General features: G+C 73.3%; 17 protein-coding genes. 5 read left to right on the top strand and 12 right to left on the bottom strand.

Annotated elements, in window-relative coordinates:
* Positions 1-40 precede the first annotated feature (40 nt).
* Positions 41-586: a DoxX family protein gene (locus GA0070616_RS12465; protein WP_091081246.1), complete on the bottom strand. Its 546-nt coding sequence runs from the start codon at positions 584-586 to the stop codon at positions 41-43.
* A gap of 180 nt (positions 587-766) precedes the next feature.
* Here GA0070616_RS12465 and GA0070616_RS12460 point away from each other — a divergent pair, with 180 nt between their 5' ends.
* Complete coding sequence (locus GA0070616_RS12460) at positions 767-1,312, top strand: GNAT family N-acetyltransferase (protein ID WP_091081243.1); 546 nt, start codon at positions 767-769, stop codon at positions 1,310-1,312.
* Positions 1,313-1,364: 52 nt separating this feature from the next.
* On the opposite strand, the gene GA0070616_RS12455 is transcribed toward GA0070616_RS12460, so the two are convergent.
* The 8 genes from GA0070616_RS12455 to GA0070616_RS12420 all read right to left on the bottom strand — a co-directional run bounded on the left by GA0070616_RS12455 (position 1,365) and on the right by GA0070616_RS12420 (position 11,440).
* A complete protein-coding gene (locus tag GA0070616_RS12455; RefSeq protein WP_091081240.1) occupies positions 1,365-2,606 on the bottom strand; it encodes an ATP-binding protein in 1,242 nt (413 codons plus the stop codon).
* 136 nt (positions 2,607-2,742) lie between these two features.
* The gene (locus tag GA0070616_RS29315; RefSeq protein ID WP_091090603.1) at positions 2,743-3,147 is read right to left on the bottom strand and encodes an LppU/SCO3897 family protein; all 405 of its coding nucleotides are present in this window, start codon (positions 3,145-3,147) and stop codon (positions 2,743-2,745) included.
* Positions 3,148-3,548: 401 nt separating this feature from the next.
* The gene (locus GA0070616_RS28755) at positions 3,549-3,989 is read right to left on the bottom strand and encodes an LppU/SCO3897 family protein (RefSeq protein WP_425412993.1); all 441 of its coding nucleotides are present in this window, start codon (positions 3,987-3,989) and stop codon (positions 3,549-3,551) included.
* A 598-nt stretch (positions 3,990-4,587) separates the two neighbouring features.
* On the bottom strand, positions 4,588-7,776 hold the full coding sequence (locus GA0070616_RS12440; RefSeq protein ID WP_091081235.1) for a UvrD-helicase domain-containing protein: 3,189 nt from the start codon (positions 7,774-7,776) through the stop codon (positions 4,588-4,590).
* A 61-nt stretch (positions 7,777-7,837) separates the two neighbouring features.
* Positions 7,838-9,082, bottom strand: coding sequence for a metallophosphoesterase (locus GA0070616_RS12435; protein WP_091081232.1), 1,245 nt, complete (start codon positions 9,080-9,082; stop codon positions 7,838-7,840).
* Positions 9,083-9,096: 14 nt separating this feature from the next.
* Positions 9,097-9,390 carry a MoaD/ThiS family protein gene (locus GA0070616_RS12430; protein WP_091090598.1) on the bottom strand — a complete coding sequence of 98 codons (294 nt, stop codon included), beginning with the start codon at positions 9,388-9,390 and terminating at the stop codon, positions 9,097-9,099.
* 32 nt (positions 9,391-9,422) lie between these two features.
* Positions 9,423-10,436: a GTP 3',8-cyclase MoaA gene (moaA, locus tag GA0070616_RS12425; RefSeq protein ID WP_091081230.1), complete on the bottom strand. Its 1,014-nt coding sequence runs from the start codon at positions 10,434-10,436 to the stop codon at positions 9,423-9,425.
* A complete protein-coding gene (locus tag GA0070616_RS12420; protein WP_091081227.1) occupies positions 10,433-11,440 on the bottom strand; it encodes a fructosamine kinase family protein in 1,008 nt (335 codons plus the stop codon). The genes moaA and GA0070616_RS12420 overlap by 4 nt, the downstream gene beginning before the upstream one ends.
* Positions 11,441-11,615: 175 nt before the next feature.
* On the opposite strand from GA0070616_RS12420, the gene GA0070616_RS12415 reads away from it, so the two are divergent.
* Complete coding sequence (locus GA0070616_RS12415; protein WP_091081224.1) at positions 11,616-12,668, top strand: DUF4192 domain-containing protein; 1,053 nt, start codon at positions 11,616-11,618, stop codon at positions 12,666-12,668.
* A 75-nt stretch (positions 12,669-12,743) separates the two neighbouring features.
* On the opposite strand, the gene GA0070616_RS12410 is transcribed toward GA0070616_RS12415, so the two are convergent.
* Together GA0070616_RS12410 and GA0070616_RS12405 are read right to left on the bottom strand one after the other, a co-directional pair.
* Complete coding sequence (locus tag GA0070616_RS12410) at positions 12,744-12,977, bottom strand: flavin reductase (protein WP_245712746.1); 234 nt, start codon at positions 12,975-12,977, stop codon at positions 12,744-12,746.
* Positions 12,978-13,000: 23 nt separating this feature from the next.
* Complete coding sequence (locus GA0070616_RS12405; RefSeq protein ID WP_245712745.1) at positions 13,001-13,294, bottom strand: hypothetical protein; 294 nt, start codon at positions 13,292-13,294, stop codon at positions 13,001-13,003.
* 308 nt (positions 13,295-13,602) lie between these two features.
* Between GA0070616_RS12405 and GA0070616_RS12400 the strand changes: the two genes are divergently transcribed.
* Both GA0070616_RS12400 and GA0070616_RS12395 read left to right on the top strand, forming a co-directional pair.
* Positions 13,603-14,409 (top strand): helix-turn-helix domain-containing protein, encoded by an 807-nt coding sequence (locus tag GA0070616_RS12400; RefSeq protein WP_091081217.1) that lies wholly within the window; start codon positions 13,603-13,605, stop codon positions 14,407-14,409.
* Positions 14,396-14,581 carry a DUF397 domain-containing protein gene (locus GA0070616_RS12395; protein WP_091081214.1) on the top strand — a complete coding sequence of 62 codons (186 nt, stop codon included), beginning with the start codon at positions 14,396-14,398 and terminating at the stop codon, positions 14,579-14,581. The genes GA0070616_RS12400 and GA0070616_RS12395 overlap by 14 nt, the downstream gene beginning before the upstream one ends.
* A 140-nt stretch (positions 14,582-14,721) precedes the next feature.
* On the opposite strand, the gene GA0070616_RS12390 is transcribed toward GA0070616_RS12395, so the two are convergent.
* Positions 14,722-15,435, bottom strand: coding sequence for an Abi family protein (locus tag GA0070616_RS12390; RefSeq protein ID WP_245712744.1), 714 nt, complete (start codon positions 15,433-15,435; stop codon positions 14,722-14,724).
* Between the two features lie 478 nt (positions 15,436-15,913).
* Here GA0070616_RS12390 and GA0070616_RS12385 point away from each other — a divergent pair, with 478 nt between their 5' ends.
* Positions 15,914-16,627 carry a GAP family protein gene (locus GA0070616_RS12385; RefSeq protein WP_091081207.1) on the top strand — a complete coding sequence of 238 codons (714 nt, stop codon included), beginning with the start codon at positions 15,914-15,916 and terminating at the stop codon, positions 16,625-16,627.
* Positions 16,628-16,669 lie beyond the last annotated feature (42 nt).

Genomic DNA, 16,669 nt, shown 5'->3' with positions numbered 1-16,669 from the left:
TTCGCGGCCTTGGCGGGGGTCAGGGCCGAGTCGTCGCAGCTCAGCCCGGGAACCGACGGGCGGTGGAAGCCGACAGCACGGCCAGGCGGGCCTCGCGGCGGGCGGTGCGGACGGCACGGCGGACCGACCGTCGTGAGTGGCCGATGCGGTGCCCGGCTCGCCAGCGTAGCCCGGGTTTACCCTCCGTGTCCGCCGCAGCGAGCAACAACCCCCCGAAGAGGCCCAGATTCTTGAGGAAGTGAACCTGGTCACCACGTCGCGAGTCGGGGTCGTCCTGGCTCCAGAAGGGATGCCCGGCGAGGGTGACCGGCACCAGCGTGCCGGCGAGGAGCAGCGCGGCCGGGCGGCTGAACCGCCCCGTGGCCAGCATCAGGCCGGCGCCGAACTGCACGGCGGCGTTGGCCCGGATCAGCGTCCGGGTGTCGGTGGGGATGCGGGGGGCGGTCTTCTCCAGTAGGGGGGTCACCCGGTCCGTGACCGGCTTCGCGACGGCGACGAGCTGATCGGGGTCGGCAAGGGTGCGGGCTCCGCTGACCACGAAGATGCCGCTCAACATGGCGCGGGCGAGGGAGCGTACGGGTGTCATAGACCAGTCTTACCCCGTCGGTGTGCCCGATATCCCGGCAACGGCCGATCCGGCCCCGCCCGACACGCCCGCCACGCCACGCCGACGCGCAGGCCACGCTGACGCGCACGCCCACGTCACGCCACGCCGATTCGAGCGACCGTCGCGGATGGACGGGCTACGACGGGTAACGTCCCCGGCGTGACTACGCTGCGGTTACGCCCCGAGCAACCGGCCGACACCGGTGCGATCCGTCGGGTGCTCGCCGCCGCCTTCGCCCGGCCCGACGTGGCCACGCCGCCCGAGGTGGGCCTGGTCGACGAGCTGCGTGACGACGACGCCTGGATCCCGGAACTGGCGATGGTGGCCGAGTACGGCGGCGAGATCGTCGGTTACGCGTTGCTCACCAGGGTGCGGGTGACCACCGAGCGGGGTGCGGCGCCGGCGCTGGCGCTGGGACCGGTCGCGGTGGCCCCGCACCGGCAGCGGATCGGTCTGGGGGCGGCGGTGGTGCAGGCCGCCCTCGACGCGGCCACCGAACTGGGTGAACGCCTGGTGGTGGTGCTGGGCGACCCTGCCTACTACCGCCGGTTCGGGTTCACCCGTGCCGACCGGATGGGACTGACCAGCCCGTGGTCCGGCCTCGGCGAGCCGTGGCAGGCGCTGCTCCTGCCACCGGCCACCAGCGGCGGGACCCCTCCGCCCCAGGGTGACGTGCTGTTTCCGCCGCCGTGGTCGAAGGTCTGACGCGCCCGTACCGCCGCACGCGCCACCCCGGATGGAGGTGGCTGGTAAGACCTCAGGCGGGTTGGGTGCGCAGGTAACGGCCGAAGTGCGGGACGGTGAAGGCGACCGTGCCGCGTTCGCCGGAGTAGATCAGGCCCTTCTTGATGAGGGCGTCGCGGGCCGGGGACAGGCTGGCCGGCTTGCGGCCCAGCGCGCGGGCGATCTCGGCCGTCGGTACGGCCGCGTCCATGTCGTCCCGGCCGCCGCCGTAGGGCGCGTCCGTCACCAGGGACAACGTCGCCATCGCCCGCATGTACTCCCGCTCGGCCGGGGTGGCCCGCTCGAAGCGGGAGCCGAAGAAGCCCACGGCCAGTTCGGCCTCGGCCTCGGGGGCGGCCACCCGGACGTCAGCGGCGGTGATCGGCGAGCGTGGGGCGTGGTCCCAGGTCGCCTTGCCGTACGCCTGCACGAAGTAGGGGTAGCCGCCCGACTTGTCGTAGAGCAGGTCGAGGGCCTTCGGCTCGTACTCGACCTCCTCCCGCTCGGCCGGGGCGCAGAGTGCCCGGTCGGCGGCGATCCGGTCGAGCCGGTCGATCCGCTGGTAGCGGAACAGCCGCTCGGAGTACGACTTCGCGGCGCTGAGCACGGCGGGCAGGTGTGGCAGCCCGGCACCCACCACGATCAGCGGCGCCCCCAGCTGGGAGAGTTCGTGACAGGCGGCGCAGAGCGCGGAGACGTCCTCCGGGCCGAGGTCCTGCATCTCGTCGATGAAGACCGCGATCCCGGTGCCCACGTCGCTGGCCACCGCGGCGGCGTCGGTGAGCAGTTCCACCAGGTCGATCTCGATGTCCCCGGAGTCGGCCCGCCCGCTGGCGGCCGGCACGTCGATACCGGGTTGCCAGCGGTCGCGCAGCTTCGGCCCGGAGCCCCCACGGCCGGTGGGCGCGGAACGTTGGGCGAACGCCCGGAGCACGCCGAGGAAGGCGTCGATGCGATCGGGTGCCCGGTGCCGGGGGGCGAGTTCCCGCACCGCCATGTGCAGGGCGGCGGCGATCGGGCGACGCAGCGACTGGTCGGGCCGGGCCTCGATCTTGCCGCTGCCCCAGAGTCGGTTGATCGCCTGGGAACGGAGGGTGTTGAGCAGCACCGTCTTGCCGACGCCACGCAGGCCGGTGAGCATCAGGCTGCGCTCGGGGCGGCCCCGGGCGATGCGTTCCAGCACGATGTCGAAGACGTCGAGTTCCCGCCCCCGCCCGGCGAGTTCGGGCGGACGCTGGCCGGCGCCCGGCGCGTACGGGTTGCGGACCGGATCCACGAATCGCACAGTATCGGCCCGTCTAGCTGCGAGGCTAGACATGCGTAGAGGCGGGTACCGGCGTGTCGCCCCGGCACCTGTCGACCTGAAACTAGGGCTGTCTAGCGTCTCCACTAGACAGCCCTAGTTTCTCCGATCAGTCGCTCTCCCGCAGGCAGAGCACGTAGTCCAGGGCGTCGATCGGGTTGTCCTGCACGTAGTTCGCGGTCGCCTCCGGCATCCGCGTCCGGCACCGGTCGCCGTCGGTGGTGCCGGAGATGCGCAGCAGCACTCGGTAGCTGCCCGGGCTCCCACAGGCCACTTCGCGCAGTTCGGCGTCGGTGTCGGTGCCGTCGTTGACCACACAGTCACCCACCGCGATCCGCTGGCCGCCGCCAGGGGTGCCCGGCGGCGTACCGGCTGGTTCCTGCGACGGTGAGGCGGGCGCGCCCGCTGCGGGCCCGGCCTCGCTCACGTCGCTCTCGACGGACCGCCAGGCCGCCCACCCCGCCAGCCCCAGGCACGGGCAGAGCAGGAGCAGCACCACGAGGCCGACGACCAGCGCGATCCGGCCGCCCCGACCCTTCGCCGGCGGAGTTGGCGGCATCCCGTACTCCGGTGGCGGCGGAGCGCCCCAGGCGCCACCACCGGGCGGCGGGCCGACCGGCGGGAACGGTCCCGGTGGCGGGGCCCACCGTGCGGCGGTGGGCTGGTCGCCGGGCGGCGGGGGCCACTGTGCGGCGGTGGGCTGGTCGCCGGGCGGCGGGGCCCACTGCGCGACGGTGGGCTGGTCGCCGGGCGGCGGGCCCCACTGCGCGGCGGTGGGATCCGGCGCTGTCGGTCCCTGGGGCAGCGTCGGGTCGGTGGGAGACGGGCCGCCCGGACCGGCGGGCGGTCGCGGGTCGTCCGGCTGCCCGGGTGGTCGGTAGCTCGTCATCTCGTTCCCAGGGGTGTGTGAAGGGGTCAGCGCTGCTTGAGGCAGAGTACGAAGTCGAGGGTGTCCAACTCGCTGTCGAAGAAGTACCAGTTGGTGTAGCCGGGGACCCGGGCGCACTTCGCCTCGGCGTCCTTCTCCCCACTGGTCTCGCCGTCGAACCGGCGCAGCACCTCGTAGGACGCGGGGGCGCACTCGCTGATCAGCAACTTCGGCCGCCCGCCGGCCGGCCCCTCGTTGCGGACACACTCGCCGGCCTTCACGAACCGGGGATCCGCCGACGACTCCGGCGCGGGCGCGCTGGGCTGCAGCGCGGTTCCGCCCGTCAGGCCCCCCTCGGACGTGGCAGGGGTCGGCCCGCCCGGGGCCGCCACCGGCGTCCGGTCCTGCTCGTCCCGGTCGAGCAGGTGCAGCATCAGAGCACCGCCACCCAGCACGAACAACAGCACCGCCGCCACCACCACGACCATCGGACCGCGGCGCTGGCGCCGTGGCGGAACGGGTGTGCCGGCGTACGCCTCGTTGGCGTCCTGGTAGGACGGACCCGACCGCTCGCCGTGCCGGTCCGCGCGGTTGCCCTGCGGCGGCTCCACCGGCCGGTACCGGTCGTCGCGGTAGCGGTCGTCGGCGGGCGACCGGTAGCGGTGGTCGTCGTACGCCGCCCCGCCCGGACGGTGGTACCCGGGATCCGGCTCCGCGTCCCGGTGCGCCGGCCGGGCCGTCCCCGCCCCGGCCTCCCGGTACGGTCCGCTGGCATACGCCGTGCCCTCGCCGTCCGCGCGGGCCGGCCACCCGCCGGAGGCTGCCTGGTACGGCTCGTCGTAGCCCGGCTCCCCCTGCCGGTACGGGCGGGCCGGCTGGTCCCACTCCCACCCGCCGCCGGAGCGCGGGTCGTACCCGTCGTCGGGCCGCCGAGCCGGCCACGGGTCGGGGGGACCGTCGCCGGGTGGTCCATAGTTCGCCATGCAGCCCTCCTGCGCCGACGGGTGGGCGGGTCGCCATCGCCGTGCGACCGCACGCCCAGGTCACCGTAGCGTGTCCGGTGGCGCTGGTCGGCCGGCGCGGCGGTCAGATGAGGCGGAGCTGGCGGTCCCTGGGGCGGCGGGGCTCGGTGTCGCCGAAGCGTTCGAACAGGCCCGGATCGATCACGTCGAGGAACGGGGACGGGCGGCAGTCCCGTTCCGCGCCGTGCCGGGTGCGTCGGGCGGCGTGGGTGACGTAGAGGCGGTCCTGAGCCCGGGTCAGTCCCACGAAGAAGAGCCGCCGCTCCTCGGCGACCGCGTCCGCGTCCGGCGTCGACCCCGGCCAGCGCAACGGCAGCAGCCCGTCCTCCGCGCCCACCAGGAAGACCACCGGGAACTCCAGGCCCTTCGCGGCGTGCAGGGTCAGCAGGGTGACCGCCTCGGCGCGCGGATCCAGGGCGTCCACCTCCGCGCCCGTGGCGAGCTGCGACAGGAACAGGTCCAGGTCATCGCCGCACCGGCGGGCCAACGGGGTGAGCAGATCCACGGCCACCCGGACGTCCTCGGGGCGCACCGCACCAGCCGCGTCGAGGGTGGGCGTGGCGAACCGCTCGGCGAGCACCTGGCCGGCGAGCCGTACCCGCGCCGGCAGTCCACCGTCGACGCCGTCGGCGTGCCGCAGCTCGCGGGCGATCGCCGTGACGCCCGGACGGTCCCGCAGCCGGTCGTGCGAGCGCTTCTGCACGGGGATGTTCGCGCGGGACAGGGCGTCCACGATCGGCGCGGCCTGCGAGTCGGTGCGGTAGAGCACCGCGATGTCGGAGAACGACAGCGCCGTCGCCCGCCCGTCGATCCGCCCCGAGTCCAGCGAACGGTGGGACAACCCGCCGACCAGTTCGTCGACCGTACGGACCACGAAGTCGGCCTCGTCGGCGACGGACGACGCCGCGTACCGGCCGACCAGCGGGGCCTCCGGGTCGAGCCGGGCCGGATCCAGCCGGCGGCCCCGGACCAGCGACGACGGCGCGATGGCCTGGACCGCTGCGGCCAGGATCGGTGCCGACGAGCGGTAGTTGCGGTTCAGCCGCACCAGCCGGGCGTCGGTGAAGTCCTCCGAGAAGCGCAGGAAGTAGCCCACGTCCGCCCCCCGGAACGAGTAGATCGCCTGGTCCGGGTCGCCGATCGCGCACAGGTTGCCGTCGGCGGGGCTGAGCAGCCGCAGCAGCTCGTACTGCACCTCGTCGACGTCCTGGTACTCGTCGACGAAGATCCACCGCCAGCGGTCCCGGTACCGCTGCGTCAGCTTCCGGTCGGCGCGCAGCAGCGTCACCGGCAGGGTCAGCAACTCGTCCAGGTCCACCAGGTCCCGCTTGCGCAGCAGCCCGACGTAGGAGTCCCGGTCCTCGCCGGCCTCGTCCCGCGCGGCGGCGCGGTCCGCGTCGTCGGCGATCCGGAAGTCCGCCGGCAGGCCGACGGCCTCGGCGTTCTCCCGCAGGATCGTCAGCCCGAGGGAGTGGAAGGTGCCGACGGTGACGTCCTCGGCCACCGGGCCGAGCAGCCCGTCCAGGCGGTGTCGCAGCTCCTCGGCGGCCCGCCGGGTGAAGGTGATCGCCAGGCATTGTTCCGGGAAGACGTTCAGCTCCGCGCACAGGTACGCGATCCGGTGGGTCAGCGTCCGGGTCTTGCCGGTGCCCGGACCGGCCACGATCAGCAGCGGCCCGCCCGGCGCGGACGCGGCCACCCGCTGCATGGCGTCGAGCCGGTCCAGCAGCCCGGTGCCGACCTCCTCCATGCCGGCGAGCATCGGCTCGAACGGCTCGTGCGGCGACGGTGGTGCCGCGATCGGTGGCGGCGGGGCGGCTTTGCGCTTCGGCTCTGCCTTCACCGCCGCCGGCCGCTTGGCCTTCGGTCCCGGTGCCGGCTCCGCGGGCCGCCGCTGCGCCGGCACGGGTACGTCGAACAGCGTCTCCTGGGCGGCCGGCGTGCCCGTCCCGCCCAGTTCGGCCGGGTCGAACAGGGTGATCACGCCGTACTCGCCGTCGAAGCCGGGGACCCGGCGGACCTCACCGCGCCGCAGCCGCCCGATGCCCTCGGCGAGCAGTTCGCCGCCGACCCGGCCGATCTCGTCGAGCGGGCTGCGGGTCAGGATCTCCAGTTCGGGTCCGAGCGCGGCGACGAGGTCGTTGAGCTTCCCCTCGACCTTCTTCGACCGCGCACCCACCTTGTTGATCTCACCGAGGATCTCGGCCAGCGGCACCAGGTGGGTCACCTCCCGGGCGTGCTCCGGCCGGTGCCCCTCCGGCCGGTCGGCAAGCTCCTCGACCCGGCTGAGCACACCCACCGTCAGCGGCTTGCCGCACTCCGGGCAGCGCCCCCCGGCCGCCCGGGTGCGCTGCGGCGACCAGGAGACGCCGCAGAGCCGGTGCCCGTCGGCGTGGTACTTGCCCTCCTCGGGGAAGAACTCGATGGTGCCGGCCAGGCCGTCGCCGGTGCGCAGCGCCTCCCGGATCGCGACGTAGTCCCGGCCGGTCGCGAAGACGGTGGCCTCCCGGGCCAGCGCGGGCGGGGAGTGCGCGTCGGAGTTGGAGACCAGCCGGTAGCCGTCCAGGCTGCCCACCCGCCAGTTCATCGCCGGGTCCGACGACAGGCCGGTCTCCACCGCGAAGATGTGGTCGGCCAGGTCCGCGTAGCAGTCGGCGATCGCGTCGAAGCCCGACTTCGAGCCCAACGCCGAGAACCACGGCGTCCAGATGTGCGCCGGCACCAGGTAACCGTCGGGACTGGCTTCGAGGGTGATCTCCAGCAGGTCGCGGGAGTCCAGGCCGAGGATCGGCCGGCCGTCCGAGCCGAGGTTGCCGATCCGGCCGAGCGCCGCGTTGAACCGCGCCACCGCGTCCAGGTCCGGCAGGTAGATCAGGTGGTGCACCTTACGGGTCCGGTCGTCCCGCTTGTAGATCGTCGAGATCTCCACGCTGAGCATGAACCGGACCGGGTCGGTCTCCGCCTCGCTCGCCAACCGGGGCGGCAGCCGGCGGGCGATGTCCCGTTCCGCGTCCGGGCTCAGCCGGTAGAGGCCCGGTTCGGCCGGGTGCAGCGTCTCGCGGAGGTGGTCATACCAGGCGGGGTGGGTGAAGTCACCGGTGCCGAGCACCCCCACGCCCTTGCGCCTGGCCCACCAGCCGAGGTTCGGCAGGGTCAGGTCGCGGCTGCACGCGCGCGAGTACTTCGAGTGGATGTGCAGGTCCGCGACGAACGGCGGGAGGCCACCGGGGGGTGCGGCGCTGAACGGAGACACGCCGCATCCTGTCACGACCCGCCGTGCTCCCGCGCGTCGCCACGCTCTCCCGTGAGCTGCGCTATGCCGAGCGCAGCTCGACGAGCGAGATCTGCGGTTCCGCCCCGACCCGCACCGGCGGGCCCCAGAAACCGGCGCCGTTGGTCACGTAGACCTTCGTGCCGTCCACCTCGCCCAGCCCGGAGACGACCGGCTGTTCCAACCGGACCAGGTAGTTGAACGGAACGATCTGCCCGCCGTGGGTGTGCCCGGACAGTTGCAGGTCGACCCCGTACTTCGCCGCCTCGACCGCAGCGACCGGCTGGTGGGCCAGCAGCACGACCGGGCGACTCGGGTCGCGGTCGCCCAGCGCGGCCTCGTAGTCCGGCGGGGCGGCGACCCCGGTGCCCTCCGCGCCGGCGTCGTTGACCCCGGCCAGGTCGAGCACCCCGCCCCGGGTGGCGATCTCCAGCCGCCGGTTCTGCAACACCCGCAGCCCCAGCCGGTCGATCTCCGTCACCCACTCCTCGACACCCGAGTAGTACTCGTGGTTGCCGGTGACGAAGTAGCTGCCGTACCGGGAGCGCAGGTCGCGCAGCGGGGCCGCCGCGTCGCCCAACTCGGCGACCGTGCCGTCGACCAGGTCACCGACCACGGCGACGATGTCGGCGTCCAACCGGTTGATCGCGGCGACGATGCGCTCGGTGTGTGCCCGCCCGTTGAGCGGCCCCAGGTGGATGTCGGCGACCGTGGCGATGCGCAGCCCGTCCATGCTGCGGGGCAGCTTGGCGAGGGGGATCTGCACCCGGTCCAGCACCGGCGGGCCGAGGGCCGTGCGCACCCCGTACCCGGTCAGGCCGGTGGCGGTGAGGCCGGCGAAGATGGCCGCCCCGCGCGCGAGCAGCAACCGGCGGGCCGGGTCGTGGTCCTGCCCGGCGACCGCGTCGGCGGCCGGCGGGTCCGTGGAGCCGGCCGCGCCCACCAGGGCCGGCTCCGGCGCGGCGGCGGTCGGTTCCGCCACCGCCGCCCGACGGCGCAGCACCAGCTTCGCGACCAGCATCGGCACCTCGAGTGCCACCAGCAGCACCAGCAGGTAGAACATGACCGCGAGCCAGAGGTAACCCGGCCAGGCCAGCCAGTACAGGCCCGCCCGGGTGCCGACCAGGGTCGCCGGTACGAGCAGCGCCAGCACCAGCGCGCTGACCGTGCCCACCCGCCGCCAGCGCCCGGGGGCGGTGGTGTCCCGGACGAGCCGCTTCCACAGGTAGAGGTGGATCAGCCCGGTGATCAGCCCGAGGGTGGCCACGAAGCCGACTAGTGCCAACACAGCGAGTGCCTCCCTCAGCCGCCCGCGAAGGGCGGCAGGACGTCGATCGTGGCTCCGGCCGGCAACGGTGCCCGGCGATCATGACAGGTCACGCCGTCCACCAGGAAACTCGCCACCGCCAGCACGTCGGCGAGCCGCCTGCCGTGCCGATCCGCGAGCTCTGCCAGAAGTTCGTCGAGCGACCGGCCCGCGGATGCGGTCTCCTCGGCGCGACCGGCGGCGGCGCGTGCCCCGGCGAAGTAGCGGACCGTGATCACGGCGCTGGTCTCGACCGGAACCGGGCCGGCCCGGTCAGGTGAGGTCGGCATCGGGCCCGGCGGTGTCTGCCCGATCGGCACGGTCACCCTCCGATGGCCGACATCGGCCGGGTCGGTTGCAGGAAGGTCCGGTCGTCGATGCCGTGCCCGGCCTGTTTGCCCCACATGGCGGCGCGCCACCGCCGGGCCAGTTCGTCGTCGTCGACCCCGGAGCGCAACGCGCCGCGCAGGTCGGACTCCTCGGTGGCGAACAGGCAGTTGCGGATCTGGCCGTCGGCGGTCAGCCGGGTCCGGTCGCAGTCGCCGCAGAACGGGCGGGTGACGCTGGCGATCACCCCCACCCGGGCGGGGCCGCCGTCGACCAGCCACGTCTCCGCTGGCGCCGAACCCCGTTCCGCCGGGTCGGCGGTCAGCGTGAAGGCGCTCGCCAGGGAGGCCAGGATCTCGTCGGCCGTGACCATCGCGGAGCGGTCCCAGCCGTGTTGGGCGTCCAGCGGCATCTGCTCGATGAACCGCAGTTCGTAGCCGTGGGTCAGGGCGAAGCGCAGCAGCGCCGGTGCCTCGTCGTCGTTGACACCTCGCATCAGCACCGAGTTGACCTTGACGGGGGTCAGCCCGGCGGATGCGGCACCGGCCAGGCCCGCCAGCACGTCGGCGAGTCGGTCCCGGCGGGTCAGCCGGATGAACCGCTCCCGGTCGACGGTGTCCAGGGACACGTTCACGCGGTCCAGACCGGCCGCGCGCAACGTCGGGGCGAGCCGGCCGAGCCCGATGCCGTTGGTGGTCAGTGAGATGCGGGGGCGGGGTGTGAGAGCCGCCACAGCGGCGACGATGCCGACCAGGCCGGGCCGGACCAGCGGCTCCCCGCCGGTGAACCGCACCTCCGTCACCCCGAGCTGCCGCACCGCCACCCCGACGAGCCGGACGATCTCGTCGTCGCCGAGCAGCTGCGGGCCGGCCAGCCAGGGCAGCCCCTCGGCCGGCATGCAGTACGTGCAGCGCAGGTTGCACTTGTCGGTCAGGGAGACCCGGAGGTCCCGGGCGACGCGGCCGTACCGGTCGACGAGGACGCCGTCGGTCGGAGGGGCGACGCTCACCCGACGACGGTAGCGCGCCCGCCGCCGGTCAGGGCGGCCCGGGCCGTCCGGGTGACCGCATCACGGTACGCCCCGCCGAACAGGGCGGTGTGCACGAGCAGCAGGTGCAACTGGTGCACCGGCACCCTGGCCCGCCACCCGTCGGCCAACGGCCACACCTCGTCGTAGGCCGCGACGATCCGGTCGAGGTGGGGCGCACCGCCGAACAGGGCCAACTGGGCCAGGTCGGTCTCCCGGTGCCCGGCGTGCGCGGCCGGGTCCACCAGCCACACCCGCCCGTCGGCGCCCCAGAGCAGGTTGCCCGGCCACAGGTCGCCGTGGACGCGGGCCGGCGGCTCGTCGCCACCGAACTCCCCCACCCGGTCGACGACCTCCTCGACGAGCCTCCGCGCGGCGGCGTCCAGCGCGCCGTTCTCGACCGACATCCGCAGGTACGGCAGCAGCCGGCGCTGCGCGAACCAGCGCGACCACGGCCCGTCGTCCGGGGTGTTGTCGGCCGGCAGCGCGCCGATGAACCCGGGCCACCCCGCCCCGAACGTCGCCCCGTCGGCTGCGTCGGCGGTGGTGGTTGCGTCAGCCGTGGCCGTGGCCGTGGCCGTGGCCGTGGCCGTGGTCGTGGTCCTGGTCGTGTCGGCTTCGCCGATCCGGTGCATGCCGGCCAGGTCCCGGCCGAAACGCTCGGCGACCCCGGCATCCGGCTCGCCCGGCTCGACCCACTCCAGGGCGAGCAGGCCGGGCAGCGCGACCAGCACCTCCGGCACCGGCACCGTGCCGGCCTCCCGCAGCCAGCGCAGCCCTGCCGCCTCGCTGGCGAAGAAGTGCTCGGGCACCTGGCCGGTGGCTCCCTCCGGCCAGGTCTTGGCGAACACCGAGTTGCCGTCGTCCAGGGTCAGCCGGGAGGCGGCGCAGATGTCACCGCCGGAGACCGGGGTCTCCCGGATCCGCTGATGGGTGAGGAAGGTCGGTAGGTGCTCCGGGTGCGCCCGCAGGTACGCCAGGTCCATCCCCGCAACCTAGCCCCTCCCCTGAGGCGAGCGGGGAGCGACGGACGCGGCTGAGCATCTCCCGGGCCGACTCGTGAGGCGGCTGAGCTGGGGCAACACGGAGCGTGTCTGTGGACAAGCCGCGTGTCGTCCACAGGGACTGTGGTGCCGGGCGACCGCAGCACAGGCTGCCCGCATGACTCCGTCCGACCGGCCCCGACTCGCCGTCCGCTCTCCCGCCGACCTGATCGCCGCCGTGCCCTACCTGCTCGGCTTCCACCCCGCCGACAGCGTCGTCGTCGTGGCCCTGAGCGGTCCCCGGATCACCTTCGTCGCCCGTGCGGACCTGCCGCGCGCCGCCGACGACCCGAGCCCGCCCGCCCGCCACCTCGCCGAGGTGGTGGCACGCCAGGGCGTCGAATCCGCCACGGTGATCGGATACGGGGCCCCGACCCGGGTCACGCCCGCCGTCGACGCGGTGCGGGTGGCGTTCGCCGTGACCGGGCTGCCGGTCGTCGACGCGCTGCGGGTCACCGCCGGCCGTTGGTGGTCCTACCTGTGCGCCGAGCCGGAGTGCTGCCCGCCCGACGGCACCCCGTACGACGCGCAGGCCAGCGCGGTGCCGGCGGCGGCGGTCTTCGCCGGCCAGGTGGCCCTGCCCGACCGCGCGGCCCTCGCGGCGCAGGTCGCCCCCGCCAGCGGCACCGACACGGGAGGGGCGACGGCCCGCGCCGAGCTGCGGCTGGCCGAGCTGCTGGGCCGAGCCCGCCCACTCGACCGTCCGGTTGGGCCGAGCGACGACCGGCTGCTCCGGGAGGCCGGCGTCGACGCGCTGCGGGTGGCCCGGCGGCGGCAACGCGACGGCGGCTCCCTCACCGACGACGAGGTGGCCTGGCTGGGCCTGCTCCTGACCTACCTGCCGGTTCGCGACCACGCCTGGCAACGCACCGACGGCCGGGACGCGGACATCGCCCTGTGGACCGACGTGCTGCGCCGGGCGGATCCGGAGCTGATCGCCGCGCCCGCCAGTCTCCTCGCCTTCGCCGCCTGGCGGGCCGGGCAGGGGGCGCTGGCAGCGGTGGCGTTGGAGCGGGCACTGGCCCGGCATCCCACGTACTCGCTGGCGCTGACCGTCGACGACCTGCTCCGCCGGGGCGTACCCCCCGAGGTGTTGGACGGCTGGCCGGCCGTGGAGCTGCCCGGCGTGGTACGCCGCCGCCGTCGTCGCCGGGGCCGAACGACCCGGTGACTCCCGAACCGCCCGGCCTCCGATGCCGGGTCCGGGAGGGCCGCACTGCCCCGGTTGCCGATGTGAGGCGGGTCGTCAACCGGCCTGAGCCCACGCGGTGAAGCGGTCTGTCAGGTCAGGTGGCCTGTTTCCGTTCTGCCCCGCCATCTCCTCGGTCGCCTGGGCCTGCAACCCCTCCAGGTGGTCGATCAGCGCCGTCCGCCGATCGCGGTACGTGGCGAGCAACAACAGCTTCGCGGCGGAGCAGGGCCAGAACCGCCCGCACGCCCGGCAGCGCCACGACGGGCGGGCGGGGTTGTGCTCGGTCACGTGGCGACGACGCCGGTAGTACGTCACGTCCCGGCCCTCGCGGTTGCGCGGCGAGCCGGGCGAGCAGGCTCGGGTACTGGTTCCAACCCGTCGACCAACACGAACAACTCGCGGCGCGCGGTCGCGTCACCCACGGAGTTGAGCTGGTAGCAGTCGACCCACGCCCAGCCCCACGGCGGATGCCGGTCGGCCAGGTGCCGGAAGATCCGCACCGTGATCGGCGTGACGAACTGCGGCGACGCCGCCCGGGTCAGCCGGTACACGCCGGGCTCGACCTTCGGCGGGTTGGGGCCCGTCGGCCGGCGAAGGTCGCTCACCGGACCAGCCCCACGGTGCGGCGGGGGCGAGGGCACGGGGCAGGCTGCGGGTCGGGCTTCGGCTTGTCCGGCACGGTGTTCCCCTTCCGTCGCGAGTCTGGGAGGGGCCGCCCGGATGCTCCCAGGGCGGCCCCCGCACGCCGCCACCGCCAGGCCCTGTCCGCACTGCCAGCCGCGCCGCGTGGTGACACTCTGCTGTGGAGGTCGTTACGCTCGGAAGGTTGAATCGGTGTCTGGGCTGAGCTGGCCGAACATGGTGCCGCCTTGCGGCACGGTGAGTAGTTGATCTCTGCCTCGGGAGGTTTTGAATGGCCGACGTCCCAGGTCCGGTCTCGGACTTCATCGTCGGAGAGATCCGCAGGGCGCGGGGTGCGGGCGGCATGACGCAGGAGGCGTTCGGCCGTGGGGCCGGCTTCAGCGCGTCGCACGTGAGCGCGGTCGAGAGCGGCACGCGGGCGCTGACGATGGACTTCATCCGCGGCGCTGACCGCGCCTTCGGTAACGGCGGGATCTTCGAACGCCTGGCGGTGAAGCTCGGTACCCCGTCATGGTTCCTACCCTGGCTCGACGCCGAGCGTGGAGCGACGCAGCTCCGCTACTTCGAGCCGAATCTGATTCCCGGTCTGTTGCAGGTGGAGCACTACGCCCGCGTCGTCCTGCGGTCTGTGGACAGCCTGACTGATGACGAGGTCGAGCAGCGCGTCAAGGGGCGCATGAGTAGGCAAGCCATCCTGACCGGCGAGCGACCGCCGCAGTTCGTCGCCGTGCTGGACGAGGCCGCGCTTCGGCGTACGGGCGACGGTATCGGCGGAATCATGGCGCAGCAGGTCGCCCATTTGATCGCGATGGCCGAGCTTCCGCACATTCACGTGCACGTTATTCCGCTCGCCAGTGGCCTGCACGTCGGGTTGTCCGGGCCGTTTGCACTGGCGCGATCCGGTGGTGGCGTCTGGGTCGGGCACCTTGAGAACCAGCTCGGCGGGGATGTCGTCGACAAGGACGATGAGGTAGCTACGCTTCAGGCGAGGTGGGAGAGCGTCCGAAATGAGGCGCTACCGCGCCGGCAGTCCATCGACCTTTTGAAGGAAGTTGAAAGCCATCATGGACCTCAGTAACGCCCGGTGGCGCAAGAGTATCCGCAGTGGCGCGAGCGGCGGCAACTGTGTCGAGGTCGCCGACAACCTTCCCGGCGCCGTCGGGGTACGTGACTCGAAGGATCCGACCGGCCCGGCGCTGACCTTCGCTCCGGGTGCCTGGCGGGCCTTCGTCGCCCGCCTTCCCCGCTGAGCGGCTGTTCTCACCCCGAATGCACACAGCGCGCCCGCCCACGATGCGGATGCCTTCCGGTTCCGCGGAAGGTTGGCCCGACTTCCCGCACCCGTCGACACCCTGACACCACTGTCGTCGTCCGATGCGCCGGAAACGGGTCAGGGCTGGCTGTGGGCGCCTGTCGGCCGGGAGCGCCGGCTTCGCTGTGGCGGCGCGTGGGAAGCGCGTACGGTCCAGGGGCGGGTCTGCAAGACGGTGAGCACCTGGCACCGGGAGGCGATCCAGGCCCCGGTGTCAGGACACGTCCAGCAGGCCAGGTTCAGCGCCTTGGTGTGCAGCTCTTTGATCGGCCGGTTGTAGATCGGCTCGTGATGGCCGATGCGGTTGCGCAGCTCGTGCAGGTCGGCCAGGGGCCCGTGGACATCCCGACGGAGGCGCTGTCCTGGCCAGGCGCCACGCAGGTGTGGCCAGAGGGAGCGATCGTAGGTGCGGGTGAGCAGGAAGGGCCAGAACCCGAAGGTGAGTTCGGCGACTATCCGCCCGGGAGTCTCCTGCCGCCTGTCGCGGGTGGCTTGCTCGCGCGCTTTGGTGATCTGCTGGTGACGACGCTCGTCCAGGACGCGACCGGGATCGAGGTACCAGCGGGGCTCTCGGTAGGTCCGGGTGGACCAGTCGGTCAACTGTTGGTGCATGGCGTTGCGGATCAGCACCTCGACGTGGCCTAGCGTGGTCCAGAACGCGCCGCTCATCGAGGCGTTCCATTCGTACAGCGCCACCGCCTGGTCGAGGTCGCCGCCGACCGCAGCCTGGTAGGTGCCCAGCCGCTCGGCGGAGAACCGTTGTTGCAACAAGAGTGCTGTCGCCTCAGACACGCATCCCACTCCACAGACGGGGCCAGTGCCCGGATTCCGCGCGTTGGCACAGAGTAGGACGTGGGCGGCAGCCAGCATGTCAGGCGTGCGGGAGCCAGGGCGGAAAGTTGAATGACGCCCACCCGGTCCCGGGGGGCGCCATCCAAGTTTGCAGCCAGAACTCTGGTGGCCCTGAGGCGCCCAGAGCGTTCGTCGATGATTCTACTACAGCTCGCGCGGACCGCCGGACCATCTGCGAAGACGCCGCGCTGCGGTCAGGCCCCAGCAGGCTGCCCGCGAGATGGGTGTAGTCGATGCCCTTGCTGGGGATCGAGGGCTTTGCCCGTGCCAGACGGAGCGGGCGCTGTTGCTTGCCTGACCTGCCCGCCACCGCACCGCTCCATCAAAGGATGTAGCCCCTCATCGTGCCCAGGGGCGAGTCGCCCGGCCGGTGGGCCGTCGACACTTGTCAGGTGTACGCATCGAAGCCCGGATCAGCATGAGCGCCGGTCTGCTGCTCTCCCTCGCCGGACTGGCGCTGGTCGACAGCACCAGCATCGGCACCCTGTTCATCCCGGTGTGGTTGCTGCTCGCTCCCGGCCCGGTCCGAGCCCGGCGGATTCTCGCCTACCTCGGCACGATCGCCGGCTTCTACGTCGTGGTGGGGGTGCTGCTCTACGTCGGCGGCACCCGGCTGGCCGGGGCGTTGGACGGGGCACTCGATCATCGTCCCGTGCTGTGGGCACAGCTCGCCGTCGGCGTGGGGCTGTTCCTGCTGAGCTTCCGCTACGACGGCAGGCGGCGCGGCGGTGGCCGAGGGGCGGTGTCGAGGTGGCGGGACCGGGCGACGAGCGGCGACTCGTCGGTCCGGTGGCTGGTCGGGCTCGCCCTGCTCGCCGCGCTCGCCGAGGTGGCGACGATGCTGCCGTACCTGGGCGCGATGGGCCTGCTCGCCACCTCGGGCCTGGGCACGCCGGCCGTGGTGGCGCTCCTCGCCGCCTACTGCGTGGTGATGGTGCTGCCGGCGGCGGCTCTGCTGGCGGCCCGGGTTGCCTGGCCCCGCGTGGTGGAACCGGTGTTGGTTCGGCTGAACGGCTGGATCACCCGGACGTCCGGCAGTGCGATGGGCTGGATCCTCGGCATCGCCGGTTTCCTGCTGGCCCGGGACGCGGCCGTCCGGTTGGAGCTGTTCGAGGCCCTGCGCAACTGGTGAGGACACCCGGCTGCTGAGGGCATCCGGCGATCCTGCCGCCGC

The organism is Micromonospora nigra (assembly GCF_900091585.1).
GTDB classification, from domain to species: Bacteria; Actinomycetota; Actinomycetes; order Mycobacteriales; family Micromonosporaceae; genus Micromonospora; species Micromonospora nigra.
This window is presented reverse-complemented; position numbering and strand designations above follow the sequence as displayed.

Bases quoted from the DNA above. Each gene is read 5' to 3' on its own strand.
- GA0070616_RS12465 (WP_091081246.1), bottom strand. From the start codon at position 586: ATGACACCCGTACGCTCCCTCGCCCGCGCCATGTTGAGCGGCATCTTC.
- GA0070616_RS28755 (WP_425412993.1), bottom strand. From the start codon at position 3,989: ATGGTCGTGGTGGTGGCGGCGGTGCTGTTGTTCGTGCTGGGTGGCGGT.
- GA0070616_RS12430 (WP_091090598.1), bottom strand. From the start codon at position 9,390: ATGCCGACCTCACCTGACCGGGCCGGCCCGGTTCCGGTCGAGACCAGC.
- GA0070616_RS12420 (WP_091081227.1), bottom strand. From the start codon at position 11,440: ATGGACCTGGCGTACCTGCGGGCGCACCCGGAGCACCTACCGACCTTC.
- GA0070616_RS12415 (WP_091081224.1), top strand. From the start codon at position 11,616: ATGACTCCGTCCGACCGGCCCCGACTCGCCGTCCGCTCTCCCGCCGAC.
- GA0070616_RS12400 (WP_091081217.1), top strand. From the start codon at position 13,603: ATGGCCGACGTCCCAGGTCCGGTCTCGGACTTCATCGTCGGAGAGATC.
- GA0070616_RS12395 (WP_091081214.1), top strand. From the start codon at position 14,396: ATGGACCTCAGTAACGCCCGGTGGCGCAAGAGTATCCGCAGTGGCGCG.
- GA0070616_RS12385 (WP_091081207.1), top strand. From the start codon at position 15,914: ATGAGCGCCGGTCTGCTGCTCTCCCTCGCCGGACTGGCGCTGGTCGAC.